Source organism: Flavobacterium sp. GSB-24, from assembly GCF_027924665.1.
Classification (GTDB): domain Bacteria; phylum Bacteroidota; class Bacteroidia; order Flavobacteriales; family Flavobacteriaceae; genus Flavobacterium.
The window spans coordinates 2689571-2710764 of the sequence record NZ_AP027043.1; the positions used below are offsets into that span (position 1 = coordinate 2689571).

Genomic DNA, 21194 nt, shown 5'->3' on the forward strand with positions numbered 1-21194 from the left:
ATCAGCCAGCTCTTGGCTTCGGTAGAGCAGCAGGCAAAGGAAAGCAGCTTTTTAAAAAATAATGATCCTTATATAATGATCAAACCTAAATCTGATCAATATAAAGATAATACATTTCAAATAAATTACTGGTCAACCTGTGCAGAAGAGGGAAATGACATTAAAGCAGGAACCGCTTTAGACTGCAAAGATTTATTTTTTATAAGCAACAAAGTTACCTTAATGACTAATACTGTTGGAGGCGTAAATAAGCAAAATAATAAGGACAGGATTTTAGCGTACAGAAATGCATTACTAACCCGTGGCAGAATCGTAACTTTTGCTGATATTAAAGCTTTTGGTTTTAACCATTTTAAAAATTCGATTACCGATATTAAAATAGAAAAAGGAACTCGAAAAGAAATTTCTGTAAAAGCAGGTTTTAGCCGAACGGTAGATATTTTCATAAAAACAAATCCAGAAGAAAAGGAACATTTATCAAATTCCGAATGGGAGTATCTATGTGACAGCTTCATGAAAAATCTTAAGAATAGATCGTCAAACGTATTTCCATATAGAATGTTTGTCGACTAAAAAGAGGAACGCCGAAATTTATATTTTCGGCGTTTTTGTTAATCTGGAAGTTATTATTGGTTTTATTGGTATTTTTTATCTGTAAGCGTTTTCATAAAAGCAACAAGAGCATGTTCTTCTTTTACGGTTAAATTCAGTTTATCAAACGGCAAAGTTTGGTTTGCTACTTCATAACCTAAACCTTGTCCGCCGCCTTTATTGTAAAAAGAAACCACTTCTTCGAGTGTTTTAAAAACTCCATTGTGCATGTACGGAGCGGTAACTGCTGCATTTCGAACGGTTGGAGTTTTAAACGCACCAACCAATTGGGGCATTTTATTGTATAAATAACGGCCTTTATCTGGACTCAAAGTTCTGCCTGATGCTTCATTTGGAGTTCCAATAACTTCATGTTCTGTTTTTGAATAACTTGGCGGAACTGTTCCATTAAACAAAGGCGTAAAATGACAGGTGGCACATTTTGCTTTTCCCATAAAAAGATTCATTCCTTCAATTTCTTGATTATTAAGGCTGTTTTTATTTCCCCTCATGTATTTATCAAATCTGGAGTCAAAGGCATTTAAAGAACGAATATAACTCGCAATTGCATTTTGAATCTGCCAGGCTTCTGGTTTTAAAGTTTTGGGATAGGCTTTTTTGAAGACTTTTATATACTCTTGATCTAAGAGAATTTTGGCATGAATGTTATCCATAGAACCATGCATTTCGTCTTTATTCTGAATAACATCAACACTCTGCTTTTCTAAATCTAACTGACGCATGTCCCAAAATTGAGCATTTTGTAAAGAAGCATAAGTTAGAGTAGGAGTGTTTCGGGCTAGATTTGAACCTGTTAAAGATAGATTTGTTTTTAGTCCATCTGTAAATGCTTTTTCAGGATGATGACAAGAAGCACAGCTTCGATCATTATTTTTAGAAAGGCTTTTATCATAAAACAGTTTTTCTCCCAGAATTGATTTGTCCTTCGTAAAATTATATTCTTCCGAAAGTACAAAAGCATTTACATCAAAAGCATCTTTGTCAAATAAAGTTTCAATTGTTGGTTTTAGCGGACTGCTTTTTTTTACGTTTTTAATATGCTCTTCTTTTTGAAATGCTTTTAAATTTTTTGAAATCGGATTCAAATATTCGCTTATAAAAACAGCTCGGTTAAAAGCATTGAAATTGTTGTTTTCTTGGCAATACTTTTGCGCTTTAGATACCAATTTTTTTAATTCTGTTAATGATTTATTATTAGCATTAATTTTTTCCAACGATTCTGGAATCACAATTAAACTTTGTCCAGCTTCAAGAATTGAAGATTGCAAAATCGGACTATCAAAACCAGTAATTCCTAAAGCAATAACACGAAATACATTTTGCTGAATAGCATCTAAAATATAATCATCACTAATCGTAATAACCTCAAAAGTACTTTTGAGCTGTTTGATATTCGATTGAAAGATATTCAATTCTCTAATTAAATCTTCTCTACTTTCTTTATTGTATTCAGGATAAATCATTTCTTCTATAACCTGAAAACCGTGTGGTTCAAAAGATCTGTTTTCTTCCAATTCCATTTCATCCAAAGCTGGGCCATTCATAAATCTTGCCGTTTCCGGAATGAAATATTCAACTTCCCATTCCACTTTTTTATAAAGAAGACGAGACTTTTTAAATTGCTGTACAATCTCTTTTTGAGATGAATTGTCATTTACAAGCTTTTGAAAATGAATGATTTCGTTGTCTAATTTGGTTAAATCAATTAGTAAATCTTGTTTAATAGATGATTTAGGATCTTCATTCTTTTGGCATGAAAACAACAAACAAAGTGTTATAACCAGAAATGAAAAATGGTTTAATTTCATAATAGTACTGTAGTAGAAACAACCCTTATCAAAAATAAGGGTTGCTTTATGATTTTGAATGAAATTATTATCGCTGTACGTTTCTAATAATTACAGTTTGCCCGCCCTCTTTATTGGTTTGAGTTCCTGAGCCGTCAGCATTTTTAAAAGCATCACTCTGCCAAGTATGAGGATGAACGTTTACTGTGAAAGTATCTGGAACACCAATGATGTCTGAAATATCTTGCATTGCTCCAAATTCCCAGCTTCCAAATCTCATTTCTCCAGTCTGGTTGTATAAAGTATTCCAAGCTACATCAGTTCTTTTGTGGTTCATGTTTAACCACGCTTTATTTTGTTTTGTAGCAATATTATACTGCCAGATGTACGAATCGTGTTTAGCATCAGCATAATAGCTGTCACCATCTTCTTGAATGTATACGAAGTTTTCAGTAACACATAAGTTATCCGGATTAATAATTCCAGTTCCTGGAGTACTGTCACCTTCAACCGCTAATTCTAAAGTTCCTTTAAGCGGATCTGCAGCATCCATTTTCAATTTATAAACTCTTCCCCACATTGTGTAGCCATCAACTGGAGCGTTATTAGTTGCCTGACCTGTTGCTGTAAAATAAATTTCTCTATTGTTGCTTGCGCTTCCTTTTCTATAATCAACATCTTCAACTCTTGAAAAACGAATAGCTTTTAAATCGTTTACAGTTGTATTAATTACAGCTCCAGTTAAGTTTTTAGCATTCGGAATTTCAACAAATTGAACTGGATAAGAATTGTTTAATGTCATAGACGTCTCAACCTGATTTCCGTCTGTTCTTTTTAAAGCGTATAATTTTCCGTTAGACAAATCACCAACTGTACTCATATACATAATCAATTGTCCTGCACTTACATGTGAAGTAGCATAAGATTGATCTTCTCCGATAAGAATTACTGTTTTTCCTGGATAAGCTTCCTTTGGTAATGGAACAGTGTTTTCCATACTTGCTTTTCCTAAAGCTGGTAAAACTCTATCCGTTCTAGCTTTGTCTGAAGATAATCCCAACGGATTGATTCCGTGAACCATGCTTTCCTGACCGCTTTCTCCAGCAGTTAAAAAGATAGGACCAAATCCGTGAATTTCTGGAGTTGCTAAAGTTGCAGAACACAAACGAGTTAAACCTCCAACACCATCAACTAGGTAATCACCTTTTACAGGTTTGAATGTTTTATCTAAATAAACTCTCGAAACCGATTGAAGAATTTCGTGATTGGTAATCATAATATAACCATCTCCATTTGGATCTTTCATTAGTCCAGCGCCATCTGGCTGGGCACCGTAAACAAAAGAAGGAGATTCTGGAAGCACATCTGAACTTGCAATTAAAGTACTGATTTTTATGTTTTCGAAGCCAGGCATTGCATATACAAATGCAGGAACTTTTGAGTGAGAAGTAAAATCGATACTGGCATTTACATCGTTCGAAGATTTTTTGTCATCATCTTGACAGGAAATTACAGAAAGACCTGCGATTCCAAGTAAAGTAATTGATTTTAAGAAGTTAGCTTTCATAATTTGTTTTGTTTTTTTGATTAGAGCAAAGCTATCTTTCAAAAACAAAATACATGTTATGGCTATTTTTTCTTTTTGCTAATAATTATCAGTCTTATATTACTAAATGGTAAATATTCCTGTTTAAATGTAAATTTAAGATTGATAAAAAAAACTTAAAACTATTTAAAAAGCTGATTTAGATTAACTTCTTTCTTCTCTCTCAGCTTCTTGACAATTTTAAGAAATGCAATCGCTGTTATATACGCATCGCCCAAAGCGGTGTGACGGTCTTTTTTTGAAATATCAAATTTATCTGCCAGATCATCCAAAGTATAATGATCTTTTCTTTCGAACAAATGCGACTGAATTAAAGTCTTTTTATACAAATACGCGGTATCTAAAGTTTTATTGGTTAAATGCGGAAGTCCATTTCGTTCTAAAGCTTTATTAATCATCGTAACATCAAAAATAGTGTGATGTGCAATGATTATTGAATCTCCTAAAAAGTCTAAAAATTGTTGCAAAGCTTCTAATTCTGTTGGACGTTTGACAAGCAAATCTTTTAAAATTCCGTGAATTTGAGCGGTGGATTTATCGTAATGATCTTGTTCAAGATATACTTCAAAGCTGTCCTGAACATTAATAATTCCATTTTGTAGAACCAATGCGCCTATGCATAGCATTCGATCGTTTTCATAATCAAAACCAGTCGTTTCTGTATCCAGAACAACAAAACGAGTTTCTTCGATTGTAATATTTTCGTCGAATAGATTATTTTCTTCTTTTTTCCAAAAATTGAATAAACTCATGATTATACCAGATTTGAAATATTAAAACGAACTGAAATTAATTCCTGAAGTTCTTTTATGGTTTTAAAAGTACGTTTCAGTTTAATTTTTTCCATTTTGGTTAGAGATTCCAATTCAATAAACTGTCCAGAATCGTGATGTAAAAGACCTTGTTTGGTTCTAAATTTCAATAAGGCTTTAAACGAATACGAACACGATAAGTACAATTCTCTATTATTAGGTTCCAGTTCTGCCAGTTTTTCAAAACGCTCTGCTGTATTGCTGATTGATTTTACCGAATGTGATAAAATTAAAACACGTGCAGCATCTGTCAGGGGCATTAAAGCTCTTCGTTTAATGTCAAAATTATCTTTGTTAGCGCCATCTTGTTCCACCAAAAACTGTCTAAAGAAACCAGTAGGAGATGGACTTTGCAAAGCACCACTCACTAGATGCATATAAAAAATCGGATTTGCTTTTACGTCTTCAAAAATAGAATCTGATAATTGATTAACGATTTCTGAATCACCATAAGTCTTACTATAATCAAAGAAAATAAACGAAAGCAGTACTTCATTTTTACCAGGATTTGTAATCCAATGATGTACTTGGGCTTTCCATTCGTCCAAACTCATACACCATTTTGGGTTAGATGCCATCATTTCGGCAGGGCAGTAATCGTAACCAATTTCAAAAAGAGCTTTATTCACAAGTCCCGCAAATTTCTGAAAGTAGACTTTGGTTTCATCCCTAAAAACTTCATTTACATTTTCATACACAATCGCATTATCCTGATCCGTATGCAGCATTTGCTCGCCTCTTCCTTGACTTCCAAGAGCGAGCCACGCAAATTTTACTGGCGGCGGACTGCTCATTTTATCTATGCAGATTTCGATAACACGGGTGGTGCAGGCTTCATTAAGTTCGGTGATGATTTTGGTAATCAAAGTCATCGGAATATTTTGATCCAGATAACCTTGGAGCAATTGCATGATTCGGTTGCGAATAGGTTTTATTTCCTTAATTTTTTTGGTACGCTTCAACGCTTTTATCAATACGGCCGGATTATTCCCAAGTGCAACCATCACGTCGTGTTTCGATAAAATTCCAACGGCTTTTGTGTTTACCGTTCCGTCTTTCGTCAAACATAAATGACTGATATTACTTTTCATCATTGCCATTTGTGCCTCAGTTACCGTCATTTTTTTAGGATATGTAATAACAGGTTTTGTCATTATAGTTTCGGCTGTAGTAGTGATTGGAAAATCTCCTGTAACAATTTTATTTCTAAGATCTTTATCTGTCAAAATACCAATAGGAAGCATTTCATCTACAATCAAAATAGCGCCCACTTTTTTCTTGCCCATGATTTTGGCAATATCTTTTACCGTTGTGGACGGACTGCAGGTAACAATTTTTTTAGAGTATTTTATTGGAGCTAAATCAAAAGAATGATTGCTGGAATGAAGATTTTCATTTAACGAATCATCACCATACAATTTATCTTTATGAATATCTGAATACGGATTTCGGGTGTTTGAAGCGTAACTTTCAATCAAAAAATTACCAATATTTCTATTCTCCAGCGCATAAGGTTTAAAAACTGCAATAGGAATGGCATACAAAATAGTTTCTTCATGCGCGACAGCTTCCATAATATAGTTTTCCTGTGCTAAAAGCGGACGAAGACCAAAAATATCACCTTCATCACACATGTCTAAAACGGTGTTTTTAGTGCTTTTTTTCAAAGCAACAGCACCTTTATGGACTACATAAAAAGAGTCGTGAGTTTTGTCATTCTCAGCAAAAATTACAGCATCTTTTTCTTTATAGATAATAGAAATTTGTTCAGACAGTTTTTCTAAATCTCTCTGATGCAAAAAATTAAACGGCGGATATCCTTTTAAAAAGTCAGCAACTCTCTGCGAAATGGTATTTTTCATGTGGTTAGATTAGAGTTCTAAAATACTATTTAAAATAGAAATGTAAAAGAAACATTTTTGTTTTTTGAGTTGCAAAGAAACAGAGGGACAAAGGGACAAAGGTTTTCTTCACAGTTTTGTCATCCCGAGGAACGAGGTATCTCCACAAGTAGCTCCACACAGTATTTTAACGGATTAAAAGTAAAAAGCCCCAAGATTGGAGCTTTAAATATTCTAGAACGAAAGTTTAATCAACTTTATAGACTTTGCCTCGTTGTTTTTCTTCAGAACCAACTAAACCAAATTCAAATGTATAAGAATCTTTAGAAGTATTTAAAATCTTCATGCTGATTGCTTTTTCTTCAGCCATATTTTTCGGATGTTTCTTTTGCAGCACATACTCGCAGTCACTTACCCAGCGTATTGTCGCAGTATCAGTTTTTCCCTCAAAAGTTTCAATTTCGATATCATCTTTACGTTCAAAATAAGTTGTTTTTTTAACACCATTTACTTCAAACTCAAATTTGAATTTTCCAGTTTTAAAATCCTTGCAATTGTGTTCTGCATTATAACAAGAAACTAAAGCCAGAAAAGGGAATAAGAATATAATTTTTTTCATTTTTTATGCTTTAAGCTTTAGGCAATAGGCTTTAAGCTTTACTTAATAAGCAGTTTTGCTTATAGCCTAAAGCTTATAGCTTTTATCATTTTAATCTTTTTAATTCGTCATCGGTAAAGTTCTTAATTTCTTTTTCTTTGGCAAACTTTTCGGCATTGTAATTTCCCGATTTATTCTTCGGAATCGATAAACTATTCCATTCGCTGTTTTTCAATTGTTTCGCATAAAAAACAATCTGTCCAACATGATACGGATAATGTGCCAATTGGCGGTTTATGGCTTCTATAACTGTATGACCTTCATTTCGGATATAGATAATAGTTGAAAGATGTTCTGGGTTTAGACTATTCAGCGTTTCAAGAAAAACATTCCAGCCTTTGTTCCAAATTTCTAAAACTTGTTCTTTCGATTGTAAATCATTTTCAAATTCGGCGTCACGATTTCGCCATTCTTTTTCGCCATCTGTAGTAAGGAAGTCAGTCCAGCGCGAAAGCATATTACCAGAAATGTGTTTTACAATTGTGGCAATGCTGTTCGTGTCTTCATTAATGGCAACAAAAAGCTGTTCTGGCTGTAATTGGTCCATTGCTTTTTCTCCCAGCATTTTATAATATAAAAATTGCTTTTTTACATTTTCTAAATAGGATTGATCGGCGACACTCATATAATAATATTTTTAAATTGATCAGAGAATTAAAATATGTCGCTCCGATGGAGCTTTGAACTTTACTAAAATATTGTATCTGTAAATATTGTGCCTCTCTGAGGCATCTTCATAGAATTAGACAATCTTAATATCGTATTTATCTAACAATCCAACAATTCCATCGTTAGAAAATTGTGCTTTTCGCATCGGATTAAATTCGGGATCTATTTTATAATTGTATGCGGTTTTAAAATTAACTCCCGCTAATTGCGTTTCATTAAAAATAGCACCGTCAAGGTTACAATTATCAAAAACAGAACTCGTTAAATTGGTTCCAATAAAAGTTACTTCGCGTACAGACGAATTGATGAACTTTGTTTTAGGCATTTTTTTATTCGAAAATAAGGCATAATCTAAAGTACATTCTTCATAATAAACTTGGAACAAAAAATCATCACATTCATTAAAAGCAATTCCTAAAAGTTTACAGTTTTTAAAAGTCACATTTTTTAAACTCGTTCCTGCCAAACTTGTCATAGAAAGATTGCAGTCAATAAATTCGCAGTCTAAAAAAGTATTGTTGGAGAAATTGCTGTTCGAAAAGTCACAATTTTTAAAAATACAATCTTCAAACTCTCGATTGTTTATTTTTTTGTCGATGTAAACAACTTTCTCGAATGTTTTCTGAATGTGAATTATGCCTTCCATTTTTATTTGGATAAAGATTTATATTTTAGAGATGAGTAGACCTGACAGGTTTTAAAAACCTGTCAGGTCTATGGAGGAGATTATTTAGTCATTAAATATACCTTTCATAATAATTTTCAATCCAAGAAAGATCAAAAGCATCGAACTCAAACAAGCTACAATTCCAATTCCTAAAACTAGATAGTGCCAGTTCGTATGCTGATTCATAAAAGCATTATAAATCATTGACGGCCCAAGAAACATCAAAGGCAGAGCGCCTGTTAAGTATTTAACTCCTTTTCTTAGCAATTCTTTATTTGTAGACATTTGTTTGCTTTTTGTTTCAGGTTGTTGAACTTACATTTAACCGCAAAGTGCGCTAAGATTTACGCAAAGTTCGCAAAGTTTTTTAGATAAAGCTTTGCTGTCTTTGTGCTTTATACAAAGCATTGCAAACAAAAAAAACTTTGCGAATTTTGCGGTTAAATTAAAGTAAACCTATTTACTTATTATAATTGTCAACAGCATTTCTTACGCTGCCGTATTTTTTTAATAATTCTGAAGCTTCTTCGTAAGAAACAGGAATTTCGTCCATAATCATTTTAACACCTCGATCAACCAGTTTAATATTACTTAACTGCATATCGACCATTTTGTTGCCTCTCACTTTTCCAAGCTGAATCATCGCTGCAGTCGAAATCATGTTAAGAACCAATTTTTGTGCGGTTCCGGCTTTCATTCGAGAACTTCCGGTAATAAATTCTGGACCAACAACTACTTCAATAGGGAATTGTGCAGTCAATGCCAGCGGACTTCCCGCGTTACATGTTATGCATCCTGTTACAATATTGTTTTGATTACAAGCTTTTAAACCGCTTATTACATAAGGAGTTGTACCAGAAGCTGCAATACCAATTACAACATCATTAGAATCAATATTATGATTTTGAAGATCAATCCAAGCATTTGTAGTGCTGTCTTCAGCATTTTCTACAGCACGTCTTATAGCTGTATCACCGCCTGCAATTATACCATTCACCAAATCAAAAGGAACACCAAATGTTGGCGGACATTCTGAAGCATCAACAACACCAAGTCGGCCAGAAGTTCCTGCTCCGATATAAAACAATCTGCCTCCTAATTTTAATTTAGCGACTATTTGCGGAATTAAAGCTTCTATTTGCGGTAAAGCTTTTTCAACTGCATAAGGAACAGTTTTGTCTTCTTGGTTAATATTGGATAACAATTCATGAACAGACATTTTTTCTAAATGTTCATACTTTGATGCTAGTTCAGTAGTTTTCGTAAATGTCATTTGAGTGTTATTTAGACAGGTCAAAATTAATATTTTTTATTGCAATCTCGCAAAGTCTCAAAGATTTATAAATCTTTTTTTTCTTCTATTTTTTATTTATAAGGACTGTTTTTCTCAAGCGTTGTTACACCAACTAAAATATTATATTTGTTCTATATTAAAAGATTCAATGGATAAGTTAGATTTACTGCAGAATATAGCCCGGATTTCAGTTTTCGTTTCTTTATTACTTGCGTTTTTTTTATTAACGGTTAAAACCGAAAATAAATTAGCCAACCGTCTGTTTGCTTTCTTTTTTATTTTCTCAGCTATCGATCTCAGCGGATTCTTTATGTATTTATATACGGAAGATCATAGAAATCTGGAGATTTTTAGATCAACAGCTTGTTTGTTGGGAATGCCTCTATTTTATTTATATGTATTGGCTGTTTGTTATTCTGATTTTAGATTAAAATGGAAACATTTAGTTCACCTAATTCCTTTTATTGTTACCAATTTGATCTTTATTCCACGAATCTATATTCCAATCGATGAAGGAAGTTTTGCCAGCACACTCAATCAAATGTCTGAAATTTACTTTATTCAGATTTTAATTGAATTTCAATATGCTTTTTACATGATCAATGTATTTTTAATTTTAAAGAAGTATAGAGAAATTTACTTAGAAAATTACGCCAATCCGAGTACTTCAACTTATAAATGGCTTTTTCAAATGACATGTGTTTTTCTTGCTGCACACTCTATCGTGGCATTAAAAAATATAATACGTTACAGCGGTTTTAGAGAAGTTTTTCTTTGGGCAAATGTACTAGTCGGAACAATCGCTTTGTTTATAACTTGTTGGTTTATAATGAAAGCATTGAATCATCCAGAGCTTTTTAGAGGAGTTAATTCTAAATTAAAACTTACAAAAGACATTCTGCCAGAAGTGGAAGAAAAACCAGAATCGGTAAATGCTCAAAACGATTTAATTAATAATCAAATTGCAGCGTTGAAACAATATATGATCGAAAAAGAACCTTTTTTAGATCCTTCACTTACAATACAGGAATTAGGAAATCAAATTAATATGCCTGTAAGGGATTTATCAATTTTGATTAATCATCATATCAATCAGCATTTTTTTGATTTTGTGAATGAATATCGCATTCAAAAAGCCATGAATATTTTAAAAGATCAGTCTAAAAGCCAGCTTACTGTGTTAGAAATTTTATACGAAGTAGGTTTTAACTCCAAATCTTCGTTTAATACTTCTTTTAAAAAATATACAAACGTAACGCCTACGGCTTACCGAAACGCTTCATAATAAGAGGTTTGTAAAAAGTCGTACTTCAGTCTTATAAAGTCGAACCAATTTCTACTGCAGAAATTGGTTCGACTTTTTTTTGTCGGTCGAATTCTGAAAATTTCTAAGGCAACTTTGCTTCAAATTAATCGAACAAGTTTAAAAATTAGAAATCATGAAAAAAGCAAACCTTTTAATCTTCTTATTATTTCCTCTATTTTGTTTAGCACAATCATCTTTTAAATTAAAAGGAAAAATATCCAGCGAAACAACTTCATTAGAATGGGCAGATGTTTCCATCTCAAATTCTGAAGGAAAAATTATCGATGGAACTACAACCAAACAAGACGGTACTTTTGAAATGAATATTAAAAAAGGTTCTTATAAAATTGGAATAAGTCTTTTGGGATTTACAGATTATGAAAAAGACATTTTAATTGAAAATGATACTAATTTAGGAACAATCATTTTAAAAGAAAATACAACCAATTTAGTTGAAGTTGTCATTCAGTCTAAAAAGAAGACTGTTGAGCAGAAAACAGATCGTTTGGTTTATAATCTTGAAAATAATGTTACAACGGTTGGCGGTGATGCTTTGAGTGCTATTAATACAGCGCCTGGAGTTGTGGTAAAAAACGATCTGATTACGATATTAGGCAAAGGAACTTCACGAGTTATGATTGACGGAAGAATGATCGAATTAACGGGTGAAGAACTAAATAATTTCTTGAAATCTATTTCGGCAAATGATATTAAAAATATTGAAATTATCAGTAATCCACCAGCAAAATATGAAGCGGAAGGAACTGGCGGATTAATTAATATTATAATGAAAAAAGGAGTGCATGATTCTTGGAAAAATACAGCAACACTTTCGTACGACCAGAATAAATACGGAATTTATACTTTGAGAGATAACTTCTTTTATAATAAAGACAAGTTTAGAATTGCAGCCAGTATTAACGGAAAAACGGGTTACAAAAATGCTGATGAAGCTTTGGATATGTATTTTCCTGATGGACTTTCTAGTATGAAAAGTGTAACGAAAGTGAAAAATGAAAATCTTTCGGGAAAATTGGCTGTCGATTATGATTTTTCTGAACGCACTTCAGTTGGTTTTCAATTTTTGAATGATAGAAGTAATCCAGATTTTGGATCGGATATAAGAATTGAGAAATATAATACTCAAAATCAGCTGCAGAATGTTACGCTGAATGATAGTTACACTGATAAAAGTTCAGGAAACCAAACTTATAATGCGCATTTGATTACCAAATTGGATTCTTTAAACAGAAAATTATCTTTTGATGCGGATTACTTTAATTACAATTCAAAATTTGATAGAAATTTTACCGCCAATAATTACACTCCAGATATGACATTTGTTGATGTAAATCAATCGGGAAGAAATATATCGAATCAGGAAATTGATAACTGGAGTTTTAAGGCCGATATGGAGCATCCGCTTCAAGCTTTAAATTTATCTTATGGTGCAAAGATGAGTTTTACAAATAGTATCAGCGATGTATTTTATTATAATACAATTACAGGAAATCCAGAATTGGATCCTTCGCAGTCAAACAGATTTAAATACACCGAAAATAATCAGGCAGTTTATATTAATGGTGATAAAAAGTTAAATGAAAAATGGAATTTTCAATTGGGATTAAGACTTGAGAATACACAAACAAGCGGATTTTCTGAAACGATGAATCAGGAAACAGAAAATAATTACTTGAAGTTATTTCCAACATTTTATACTTCTTATAAAAGAAATGAAAATAATACATTCAGTTTAAATTACGGAAAACGAATCAACAGACCTCGTTTTGACTTACTGAATCCGTTTAAGGTTTATATTAACAGCAATAGTTATTCTGAAGGAAATCCGTTTTTAAAACCTTCATTTAGTGATAATTTTGAGTTTGCGCATTCGTATAAAGAAATTTTGAGAACAAGTGTCTTTGTGAATGTAATTACAAACGGTTACGGAGTTTTGTTTACATCAAATCCTGAAACTAATACGCAGATTGTAACGCGCGAAAACTATTTTAAAAACTTGAATTATGGTGTTGGAGAAAGTTACTCAGCTGGTCTTGCAGATTGGTGGTCAAGTGAAAATTCCTTGTATTTTTTAGGAGCAAAAACAGAGTTTATCAAAAATATAAATGCGACACCGTCAAATAGTTTACAAGTTGAATTTTCTACCAATAATACTTTTATATTAGGCAAAACGACAAAACTGCAAATTGATTTTAGTTATAGTTCGCCTTTTAAAAGCGGCTTGTATGAAGTAGGATATGCATCGAGTTTTGATATTGGTTTTAAACAGGATTTGTTTAATAAAACGATGCAGATTGCATTTTTGGCCAATGATATTTTTAATATGTCTTATTTAAAAGATTTTACTTCTGTTGTAAATGACGTTAAACAAGTTTACAGCCAGAATGAAAGCAATAGATTTGTACGCTTATCTTTAGTTTACAATTTTGGAAACAAGAAAATAAATGTAAAGGAACGTGCTTTCGGAAATCAGGACGAGAAAAAGAGAACGGGGAATTAAATTAGATAATTAGATATTAGAAAATTTGTCAATTAGATAATGAGATAATTTTCTAATTGACACATTTTCTAATTAATTTATTATAAAAAGAATGCCAGTAAAATTCCCAGAACAATCATCGAGACTTTGGCAATATTAAATTTATGGCCTTCGCTGCTTTCAAAGATAATTGTTGAAGAAATATGGAATAAAATACCAATTACAATGGCTGTAATTTCAGTATAATAATCGTTTAAAAAGGGTAAATATTCAGAGGCAACAGTTCCAAGCGGCGTCATAATGGCGAAAGTCAGCATAAAGGCGAAAATGGCTTTTTTGTTTAAATCGGCATTGATGAAAAATGTCGTTAAAATAACCGCAATTGGTAAATGATGAATGGCAATTCCGAGTGCTAAATCGTGGTGATGACTTACTGGAAAACCTTCTAAAAAGGCATGGATGCACAAACTGATAAACAATAGCCACGGAATCTGAGACATTTTTGCATGTCCGTGAACGTGACCGTGTTCTGCACCTTTGGAGAAAAATTCTAGAATGATTTGAAACAAAATCCCAACCATTATAAAAACACCAATTTTATGATTGTGAGTGCTGTAAACTTCTGGCAGCAGATGCATTACAGTTAATGACAATAAAAATGAACCGCTAAAAGCAAGCAGTAATTTTAAATTGGTTTTGTTATTGGGTTTAATAAACAAAGCCACACTATATCCTAAAAGTACAGAAAATAAGGGTAGTAGATAGTTCATTTGTATTTGTTTAATCGTTGATTCGTATAATCGTTTTTTGCTTACCGATTAAACGGTTAAACAATTAAACGATTAACCAATTTACTTAAAAATCATGATTAATCTTTCGCTTTCGGTTTTGTGGAATTTTTTGAGTTTGTAATCTCCAAAAATATCCAAAAGATAAATGCCAGCTTCGTCCATTAAATCTTGAAAATCTTTTAATGTCAGCGCTTTTACTTTTTCGGTAAAATGATATTTTCTGCCTTGATCTTCAAAATCAATTTCTTTAAAAATGTGTCCGTCTTCAACATATCTTTTGATATGGAAATCAATTTCGTCAACTGTTTTAACTTCTTGAGGAACCAGAGTTTCAATTACCTGAGTAACATTCATAAAGTCAATAACGGCAAAACCATATTCTGATAAACTTTCTTTTATGGCTTTTAAAGTAGTCAGATTGTCTTCATCGTTTTCAAAATAACCAAAGCTTGTAAACAAGTTAAAGATAGCATCGAACTTTTCTTCAAAAGGCTCGCGCATGTCATGCACTTTAAAATGCAGGGTTTCGTTACTGTTTTTACTGGCTTCTGCAATGCTGTTTTCAGATAAATCGGCACCTAAGACATCATAACCTAACTGATTTAAATAAATAGAATGGCGTCCTTTTCCGCATGCCAAGTCAAGCACTTTTGCTTTTTCGGGCAAATTAAGATAATGCGTTAAGTTGTCCATGAAAACCTGAGCTTCACGATAGTTGCGATCCTTATAAAGAATGTGATAGTAAGGAGTGTCAAACCACGAAGAATACCAATTTTGGTTGTCATCTTCTTGATTTGGGATTGATGCGTTATGCTTTTCAGACATTTATTCTATTTCAATTAATTCAAAGTCCCGCAAATTTAGTGTATTTTTGCCGAAAAATAACTATTTAGCAGCGATACCTCGATAATCCTTGCTATTATGTACAGATGCAATGTAGTGCATCTTTATAAACTTTAGTTTTTTTTAATTTAAAAGAAAAGATGGAAGAAAATTTTAAAATGATTGCCAAATGTTTTTTTGGCTTTGAAGAAATATTAGAAAAAGAATTACGTACACTTGGAGCTCAGGATGTTGAAAAAGGAGTGAGAATGGTAAGTTTTAAAGGAGATAAAGGTTTTATGTACAAAGCCAATTTATCTTTGCGTACTGCTCTTAAAATCTTAAAACCAATTTACTCTTTTAGAGCTAATAACGAGCAGGCATTATACAAAGGGATTTCTGGTTTAAACTGGTCTAAATATTTAAATGCAAACCAGACTTTTGTAATAGATACAACGGTACATTCTACATATTTCAATCATTCTGAATTTGTTTCTCAGAAATGTAAAGATGCAATTGTCGATCAGTTTAGAGAAAGAACAGGACAACGTCCAAGTATCGATAAGCAATATCCAGATTTACGTATAAATGTTCACATAGATAAAGATCAGGTTTCGGTATCTTTAGATACTTCTGGAAATTCACTGCATCAGCGTGGCTATAGAACAGCTACGAATATTGCTCCTATTAATGAAGTTTTGGCTGCCGGGATTTTATTATTATCTGGCTGGGAAGGCCAAGGTCACTTTTTGGATCCAATGTGCGGATCTGGAACTTTTTTGGCGGAAGCCGCAATGATCGCCTGCAATATTCCTGCAAATATCAATAGAAAGGAATTTGCTTTTGAAAAATGGAAAGATTGGGATAATGATTTATTCGATCAAATTATAAATAGTTTAATGAAAAAAACAAAAGAGTTTCATTACACTATTAAAGGTTTTGACAAAGCGCCAAGTGCCGTAAGCAAAGCGAAAGACAATATTCGAAATGCCAATTTAGAGGATTATGTAACTATTCGTGAAGATAACTTTTTTGATACCGAAAAAGAAACCGAAGGAAAACTCCATATGGTTTTCAATCCGCCGTATGACGAACGTTTAGATATTCAAATGGAAAGATTTTACAGCAGTATTGGTGATACACTAAAGAAAAATTATCCAGGAACCGATGCTTGGTTTATTACAGCAAATTTAGATGCGTTGAAATTTGTAGGTTTAAAACCTTCAAGAAAAATAAAACTTTTTAATGCGAGTCTAGAAGCACGTTTGGTTAAATACGAAATGTACGAGGGAAGTAAGAGAACGAAATTTCAGGTTTCTGAATAGTTACAAAGGCGCAAAGGTACAAAGGTGCAAAGAAGAATCTATGCAGCGTTGAATCTTGATAATAATTAATCCAATAAATGAAATAACAAATGTGCAAAAGTTTCGAGAGAAAAAAACTTTGTTCCTCTGAACCTTTGTTGCTTTGAACCTTTAAAAAGAAAAAAATGACAAAACTACAATTAAGAGCTTTTTTATATCAATTAGGAAGTTTCGCAATTTTATTTCTATTGTTGAGATTTGTAATTGCATCATATACAGGGTTGACAGGAATTTGGATTCCGTTGACTGCTTTTGTGGTGGCTACCATTATTGGACCAAAATTTCAGGCAGTAAAAACGAAAGATGGAGAAAAACTTTTTATGAAATGGATTTTCGTGAAAGGAATTAAAGAAATAGAGTAGAAGTTACTAAGATTCTAAGCAGTTAAGTTTCTTAGTATTTATAAAGCATAAAAAAGCCGTCAATTTTTGAATTGACGGCTTTTTTTATATTGTATAATAAAACTTAGTATCTCAGAACCTTAGTGCCTTAGAACCTCATCTTATTTTTTAGGAGCTTCCTTAATCTCTGGCACCACTACCTTTTTCTTGTAAATTGGAATAAAATAAGAAACAGTATAATTAAAGCCAACTCCAAAACTTCCATCGTAAGTTCTGTTGAAACCTGGGATATAAAGATTATCAAATCCGCTGGGTTTTTTATTGGTAGCCAAAAGTTTCAGCTGAACGCCAAAACCAACGAATACATTATCAAAAACTTCTGCTTTTAATCCCATTGCTACTTCCAGCCATGTCGCTGTAAGTCCGCTGTATTTTTGGTCTGTTGTTATAGCAGGCAGTTCACCCCAATACGGATTAGGATTGTAAATTTTATAGCTGTTTAAATCCTGGCTAAAAGTACTAAAACCGCCTCGAAGTCCAATTGTGATTAAGTTTTCCATGTCAAGCCAGTTTTCATAGAAATTATAATCAAACCCAGCTTTTACATAAGTTCCAGCAGCCGATGAATTTAATCTGTCATCATCTGTTGTTTTATTTTCATAACCCAATTCTGCAGCCAGATAGTATTTTTTGGTTAATCTCCAATCACCAACAAATTCTACTCCTTTATAATCTTTGTCATAAAGACCGCGGGTAAGTTTGTACAAATCTACACCAACACGAAGACCGTAACGATCTGTTTTGACGACACTGTCTTTTTTTACCTCAGCTTTCTGAACTGGTGGTTTACTAGTTACAGTTTTGGGTTTTACAATAGTATCTTTTTTATTTGGTGATATTTCTGGCGTGTCTTGAGCTTGCCCTAAAAACACTGAAAAGAATAAAAAAATACTAGAAATAAACTTCAATGTGTGTTTCATTTTCAGATTCAATGTTAGGGTTTTTTAATTGTACATCAGTCATCCAAACGGTATCTCCATCTGGATCTGTGCGAAGAAAAGGATCAACAGGTTTTAAAGCAAAAATAGTTTTAAAACCACATGCTCTAGACACGTATACATTTTGACTGGTGTAATTTATAGTTAATACATCAGTATTAATTGATGTTGGGTTTGTACTGGCAGCATTATAAATAAATTTATAGGTAACCGTACCGTCATTAACTTTTAAAGGAATTGCAACCGTACTTCCGCTAGTTAGATATTTAGTCTCATCTGTGCCATTTTCGTTAAAAACGATTCCTTCGGTCATTCCTTCGCCAATTACTTTTAAATTATTGACATTCCTAGTTTTGGTAGGATTGGCAATATCATAGAATGTAATTATCAATCTAGGTGTAGTTGGTGTGTTTGCATCGCAGATATCATCTTTCTCGCAGCTTGATAAGCCAAAAGTAAAGAGCAGCAAAATAGAGAGTAATTTTTTCATGTATATTTTCTATCGAAGTTCTAAAAGTACAACATTTTCAACATGATGTGTCTGCGGAAACATATCTACAGGTCTTACACGTGTAACTTTGTATTTTTCATCCATTAAAGCCAAATCACGAGCTTGAGTTGCAGAATTACAGCTTACATAAACGACTCTTTTTGGAGCAATTTTTAAGATTTGTTCTACTACGTCTTTATGCATTCCGTCGCGCGGTGGATCTGTAATAATTACATCAGGTTTACCGTGTTGAGTAATAAAAGCTTCATTAAATACAACTTTCATGTCTCCAACAAAAAACTCACAATTGGTAATATTATTGCGTTCTGCATTGGCTTTTGCATCAATAATAGCTTCAGGAACACTTTCTACTCCGATTACTTTTTTTGCTTTTTTAGAAACGAACTGAGCAATTGTTCCAGTTCCTGTATATAAATCATAAACGATTTCATTTCCAGTAAGATCAGCAAAATCACGAGTTATTTTATATAATTCGTACGCTTGATCTGAGTTAGTTTGATAGAAAGATTTAGCGTTGATGCTAAATTTCAAACCTTCCATTTCTTCTAGAATGTAATTTCTTCCTTTATAAAGAACAACATCCTGATCGTAGATAGTATCATTTGGTTTTCCGTTTACAACATATTGTAATGAAGTAATTTGAGGGAATTTCTCGTATAAATGATCTAGAATTAACTCTCTGTTTTCTTTGTCTTCTTCAAAAAACTGAATTAAAACCATGATTTCTCCTGTCGAAACGGTACGAATCATTACGGTTCTCAATAATCCAGAATGCTCTCTCGGATTAAAAAACGCTAAATTATGTTCGTTTGCAAATGCACGAATTTCGTTACGAATTGCATTTGAAGGATCCTCTTGTAAATGACATTTATTAATGTCTAGAATTTTGTCCCACATTTTCGGAATATGAAATCCTAATGCATTTCTATTTCCTAAATCTTCTGTACTTCCAATTTCTTTTTCTGTAAGCCAGCGGCTGTTAGAAAAAGAAAATTCCATTTTATTTCTATAGAAAAACTGTTTCTCAGAACCTAAAATAGTTTCAAATTCCGGAAGTTCAATTTTTCCTATTCTTTGTAAATGATTTTTAACTTCATTTTGTTTAAATGCAAGCTGCTGGCTATACTTCATATTTTGCCATTTACAGCCTCCGCATACTCCAAAATGCTCACAAATTGGTTCTACTCTATAATCAGATAATTCGTGAAATTTTACGGCTTTACCTTCGTAATACGCCTTTCTTTTTTTAAATGTCTGCACGTCAACTACATCTCCAGGTACCACATTCGGAATAAAGATTACTTTTCCGTCAGGTGCTTTGGCAACCGAAACTCCTTTTGCACCGGCATCAAGAACTTGAATTTGATGAAAGACAACTTTGTCTGTATTTTTTCTTCCCATAGCGCAAAAATAAGCCTTTGAAAACTTTTACAAATTTAATTTTAAAAATATTTTAGAAATTCTTCAAAAAATTAGTTTAGTAAACTTTAAAAGCTAATTTTGTTTGCATAATAATCCTAATAAAATTAGAATTTCAACCTACCATATTGTCCTCTTTTTATGAAGTTGTATCACGCGCTCTCACAAATCAGCTTTCTGAAAAAAAGTTATGCATTCAAATTTTTATTTGTTGCTTTTATAGGGATTCATATTCCTTTAATCGGAATATTATTTTTTGTATTGTATTTTAAGTACAGTATTTCTCCAACTTCAATTCTCGTTTTTTCTTTAATAATGACTTTGCTGGCAACGGCGATAACACTTTTAGTTTTAAATAAGTTAATTAAACCTATTGCAACTGCATCAAAAGCATTAGATGATTACCGAAACTTGAGAAAATTGTCTGTTTTGCCGACAGAATATACAGATGAAGCTGGACTCCTTTTATGCAATATTCAAGAATCGATTTACGAAGCCGAGAGTTTTATTAATGAAAAACAAGATTTAGTTTATATGCTTTCGCATGATTTAAAGAATTTTGCTGGAAATCCGCAGGGTTTGGCTCAATTAATTATAAGCGAAAATCCATCAGAATCAGTTAAAAACCTTGCAGAATTAATCTGTGAGTCAACTAATCTTCAATTTAGATATATTGATAATTTTATTAAGCTATTAAACGAGCAGGATCAGGTTGTAAAAGTAACTTCAGATACAAAAACGATTTTGTTTCCTAATATCCTTCCTTTTATTAATGAACAGGTAGAACAGCGTTTATTTGATAAAAAGATAAAATTGAATTTAATCTTAGAATGTGTTGAAGCGAAACTTAAAATTGACGAAGGTCTTTTGACTCAGGTTTTAGTGAATTTAATCAGCAATGCCGTGAAATTTTCTTATTTTGACAGTGAAATCAAAGTGAGAATTTTTTCAGAAGATTCCAAATTGATTTTAACGGTAAAAGATTCTGGAATTGGTTTCGATAAAAATCAGATTGAGGAATTGTTTAAAAAGTTTACCAAAATGAGCCGACTAGGAACTGCTAATGAAGGTTCAACGGGAATTGGTTTGTACTTATGCAAGAAAATAATAGAACGCAACAAAGGCCGATTGACAGCTTCTAGCGACGGCAAGAACAGAGGAGCCGAATTTAGAATTGAATTTGATATATAAAAAAG

Annotated in this window: 20 protein-coding genes; 6 read left to right on the forward strand and 14 right to left on the reverse strand. The window is 32.6% G+C overall.

Annotation, left to right across the window (positions count from 1 at the left end; translation table 11 throughout):
* Positions 1-75: 75 nt before the first annotated feature.
* Positions 76-573 (forward strand): hypothetical protein, encoded by a 498-nt coding sequence (locus QMG60_RS11740; protein ID WP_281865004.1) that lies wholly within the window; start codon positions 76-78, stop codon positions 571-573.
* A gap of 62 nt (positions 574-635) precedes the next feature.
* Here the strand turns inward: QMG60_RS11740 and QMG60_RS11745 are convergent, their stop codons facing one another.
* The 9 genes from QMG60_RS11745 to murQ form a co-directional block, all read right to left on the reverse strand.
* On the reverse strand, positions 636-2420 hold the full coding sequence (locus tag QMG60_RS11745) for a cytochrome c peroxidase (protein ID WP_281865005.1): 1785 nt from the start codon (positions 2418-2420) through the stop codon (positions 636-638).
* A 67-nt stretch (positions 2421-2487) separates the two neighbouring features.
* Positions 2488-3966 carry a hypothetical protein gene (locus QMG60_RS11750; protein ID WP_281865006.1) on the reverse strand — a complete coding sequence of 493 codons (1479 nt, stop codon included), beginning with the start codon at positions 3964-3966 and terminating at the stop codon, positions 2488-2490.
* 161 nt (positions 3967-4127) lie between these two features.
* Positions 4128-4757 carry a 3'-5' exonuclease gene (locus tag QMG60_RS11755; RefSeq protein WP_281865007.1) on the reverse strand — a complete coding sequence of 210 codons (630 nt, stop codon included), beginning with the start codon at positions 4755-4757 and terminating at the stop codon, positions 4128-4130.
* 2 nt (positions 4758-4759) lie between these two features.
* Positions 4760-6679: a DUF294 nucleotidyltransferase-like domain-containing protein gene (locus QMG60_RS11760; RefSeq protein ID WP_281865008.1), complete on the reverse strand. Its 1920-nt coding sequence runs from the start codon at positions 6677-6679 to the stop codon at positions 4760-4762.
* Between the two features lie 226 nt (positions 6680-6905).
* The gene (locus QMG60_RS11765; RefSeq protein ID WP_057118688.1) at positions 6906-7277 is read right to left on the reverse strand and encodes a hypothetical protein; all 372 of its coding nucleotides are present in this window, start codon (positions 7275-7277) and stop codon (positions 6906-6908) included.
* A gap of 85 nt (positions 7278-7362) precedes the next feature.
* Positions 7363-7941 (reverse strand): DUF1572 family protein, encoded by a 579-nt coding sequence (locus QMG60_RS11770; protein ID WP_281865009.1) that lies wholly within the window; start codon positions 7939-7941, stop codon positions 7363-7365.
* A 117-nt stretch (positions 7942-8058) separates the two neighbouring features.
* Positions 8059-8631, reverse strand: a complete 573-nt coding sequence (locus QMG60_RS11775) for a pentapeptide repeat-containing protein (protein ID WP_281865010.1) — start codon at positions 8629-8631, stop codon at positions 8059-8061.
* 84 nt (positions 8632-8715) lie between these two features.
* The gene (locus tag QMG60_RS11780; protein WP_281865011.1) at positions 8716-8937 is read right to left on the reverse strand and encodes a DUF6095 family protein; all 222 of its coding nucleotides are present in this window, start codon (positions 8935-8937) and stop codon (positions 8716-8718) included.
* A 175-nt stretch (positions 8938-9112) separates the two neighbouring features.
* On the reverse strand, positions 9113-9925 hold the full coding sequence (gene murQ, locus QMG60_RS11785; RefSeq protein WP_281865012.1) for an N-acetylmuramic acid 6-phosphate etherase: 813 nt from the start codon (positions 9923-9925) through the stop codon (positions 9113-9115).
* A gap of 169 nt (positions 9926-10094) precedes the next feature.
* Between murQ and QMG60_RS11790 the strand changes: the two genes are divergently transcribed.
* Together QMG60_RS11790 and QMG60_RS11795 are read left to right on the forward strand one after the other, a co-directional pair.
* Positions 10095-11231, forward strand: a complete 1137-nt coding sequence (locus QMG60_RS11790) for a helix-turn-helix transcriptional regulator (RefSeq protein ID WP_281865013.1) — start codon at positions 10095-10097, stop codon at positions 11229-11231.
* Positions 11232-11385: 154 nt separating this feature from the next.
* Positions 11386-13773: an outer membrane beta-barrel family protein gene (locus QMG60_RS11795; protein ID WP_281865014.1), complete on the forward strand. Its 2388-nt coding sequence runs from the start codon at positions 11386-11388 to the stop codon at positions 13771-13773.
* An 80-nt stretch (positions 13774-13853) separates the two neighbouring features.
* Here the strand turns inward: QMG60_RS11795 and QMG60_RS11800 are convergent, their stop codons facing one another.
* Both QMG60_RS11800 and QMG60_RS11805 read right to left on the reverse strand, forming a co-directional pair.
* On the reverse strand, positions 13854-14522 hold the full coding sequence (locus QMG60_RS11800; RefSeq protein ID WP_281865015.1) for a ZIP family metal transporter: 669 nt from the start codon (positions 14520-14522) through the stop codon (positions 13854-13856).
* An 81-nt stretch (positions 14523-14603) separates the two neighbouring features.
* Positions 14604-15368, reverse strand: coding sequence for a class I SAM-dependent methyltransferase (locus tag QMG60_RS11805; RefSeq protein WP_057118671.1), 765 nt, complete (start codon positions 15366-15368; stop codon positions 14604-14606).
* 158 nt (positions 15369-15526) lie between these two features.
* Here QMG60_RS11805 and QMG60_RS11810 point away from each other — a divergent pair, with 158 nt between their 5' ends.
* Both QMG60_RS11810 and QMG60_RS11815 read left to right on the forward strand, forming a co-directional pair.
* Positions 15527-16690 carry a THUMP domain-containing protein gene (locus QMG60_RS11810; RefSeq protein ID WP_281865016.1) on the forward strand — a complete coding sequence of 388 codons (1164 nt, stop codon included), beginning with the start codon at positions 15527-15529 and terminating at the stop codon, positions 16688-16690.
* Between the two features lie 164 nt (positions 16691-16854).
* On the forward strand, positions 16855-17091 hold the full coding sequence (locus tag QMG60_RS11815; RefSeq protein ID WP_057118667.1) for a hypothetical protein: 237 nt from the start codon (positions 16855-16857) through the stop codon (positions 17089-17091).
* Between the two features lie 140 nt (positions 17092-17231).
* Here QMG60_RS11815 and QMG60_RS11820 read toward each other — a convergent pair whose 3' ends face one another.
* Genes QMG60_RS11820 through rlmD form a run of 3 tightly spaced genes read right to left on the reverse strand, consistent with a single transcriptional unit; the run spans position 17232 to position 19980 of the window.
* Positions 17232-18050: a DUF6048 family protein gene (locus tag QMG60_RS11820; protein WP_057118665.1), complete on the reverse strand. Its 819-nt coding sequence runs from the start codon at positions 18048-18050 to the stop codon at positions 17232-17234.
* A complete protein-coding gene (locus tag QMG60_RS11825) occupies positions 18022-18558 on the reverse strand; it encodes a DUF6452 family protein (protein WP_057118664.1) in 537 nt (178 codons plus the stop codon). Before QMG60_RS11825 ends, QMG60_RS11820 begins: the two co-directional genes overlap by 29 nt.
* A gap of 9 nt (positions 18559-18567) precedes the next feature.
* Positions 18568-19980: a 23S rRNA (uracil(1939)-C(5))-methyltransferase RlmD gene (gene rlmD, locus QMG60_RS11830; RefSeq protein WP_281865017.1), complete on the reverse strand. Its 1413-nt coding sequence runs from the start codon at positions 19978-19980 to the stop codon at positions 18568-18570.
* A gap of 159 nt (positions 19981-20139) precedes the next feature.
* Between rlmD and QMG60_RS11835 the strand changes: the two genes are divergently transcribed.
* Entirely contained in the window at positions 20140-21189 is a 1050-nt protein-coding gene (locus tag QMG60_RS11835; RefSeq protein WP_281865018.1) for a HAMP domain-containing sensor histidine kinase, read from the forward strand.
* Positions 21190-21194 lie beyond the last annotated feature (5 nt).

Excerpts from the sequence above, each read along its gene's own strand:
- QMG60_RS11835 (WP_281865018.1), top strand. The coding sequence starts at position 20,140 with ATGAAGTTGTATCACGCGCTCTCACAAATCAGCTTTCTGAAAAAAAGT.
- QMG60_RS11810 (WP_281865016.1), top strand. The coding sequence starts at position 15,527 with ATGGAAGAAAATTTTAAAATGATTGCCAAATGTTTTTTTGGCTTTGAA.
- QMG60_RS11770 (WP_281865009.1), bottom strand. The coding sequence starts at position 7,941 with ATGAGTGTCGCCGATCAATCCTATTTAGAAAATGTAAAAAAGCAATTT.
- QMG60_RS11815 (WP_057118667.1), top strand. The coding sequence starts at position 16,855 with ATGACAAAACTACAATTAAGAGCTTTTTTATATCAATTAGGAAGTTTC.
- QMG60_RS11780 (WP_281865011.1), bottom strand. The coding sequence starts at position 8,937 with ATGTCTACAAATAAAGAATTGCTAAGAAAAGGAGTTAAATACTTAACA.
- QMG60_RS11800 (WP_281865015.1), bottom strand. The coding sequence starts at position 14,522 with ATGAACTATCTACTACCCTTATTTTCTGTACTTTTAGGATATAGTGTG.
- QMG60_RS11805 (WP_057118671.1), bottom strand. The coding sequence starts at position 15,368 with ATGTCTGAAAAGCATAACGCATCAATCCCAAATCAAGAAGATGACAAC.
- QMG60_RS11790 (WP_281865013.1), top strand. The coding sequence starts at position 10,095 with ATGGATAAGTTAGATTTACTGCAGAATATAGCCCGGATTTCAGTTTTC.
- QMG60_RS11825 (WP_057118664.1), bottom strand. The coding sequence starts at position 18,558 with ATGAAAAAATTACTCTCTATTTTGCTGCTCTTTACTTTTGGCTTATCA.
- QMG60_RS11820 (WP_057118665.1), bottom strand. The coding sequence starts at position 18,050 with ATGAAACACACATTGAAGTTTATTTCTAGTATTTTTTTATTCTTTTCA.
- QMG60_RS11775 (WP_281865010.1), bottom strand. The coding sequence starts at position 8,631 with ATGGAAGGCATAATTCACATTCAGAAAACATTCGAGAAAGTTGTTTAC.
- QMG60_RS11745 (WP_281865005.1), bottom strand. The coding sequence starts at position 2,420 with ATGAAATTAAACCATTTTTCATTTCTGGTTATAACACTTTGTTTGTTG.
- QMG60_RS11765 (WP_057118688.1), bottom strand. The coding sequence starts at position 7,277 with ATGAAAAAAATTATATTCTTATTCCCTTTTCTGGCTTTAGTTTCTTGT.
- QMG60_RS11750 (WP_281865006.1), bottom strand. The coding sequence starts at position 3,966 with ATGAAAGCTAACTTCTTAAAATCAATTACTTTACTTGGAATCGCAGGT.
- rlmD (WP_281865017.1), bottom strand. The coding sequence starts at position 19,980 with ATGGGAAGAAAAAATACAGACAAAGTTGTCTTTCATCAAATTCAAGTT.
- QMG60_RS11740 (WP_281865004.1), top strand. The coding sequence starts at position 76 with ATGATCAAACCTAAATCTGATCAATATAAAGATAATACATTTCAAATA.
- QMG60_RS11755 (WP_281865007.1), bottom strand. The coding sequence starts at position 4,757 with ATGAGTTTATTCAATTTTTGGAAAAAAGAAGAAAATAATCTATTCGAC.
- QMG60_RS11760 (WP_281865008.1), bottom strand. The coding sequence starts at position 6,679 with ATGAAAAATACCATTTCGCAGAGAGTTGCTGACTTTTTAAAAGGATAT.
- QMG60_RS11795 (WP_281865014.1), top strand. The coding sequence starts at position 11,386 with ATGAAAAAAGCAAACCTTTTAATCTTCTTATTATTTCCTCTATTTTGT.
- murQ (WP_281865012.1), bottom strand. The coding sequence starts at position 9,925 with ATGACATTTACGAAAACTACTGAACTAGCATCAAAGTATGAACATTTA.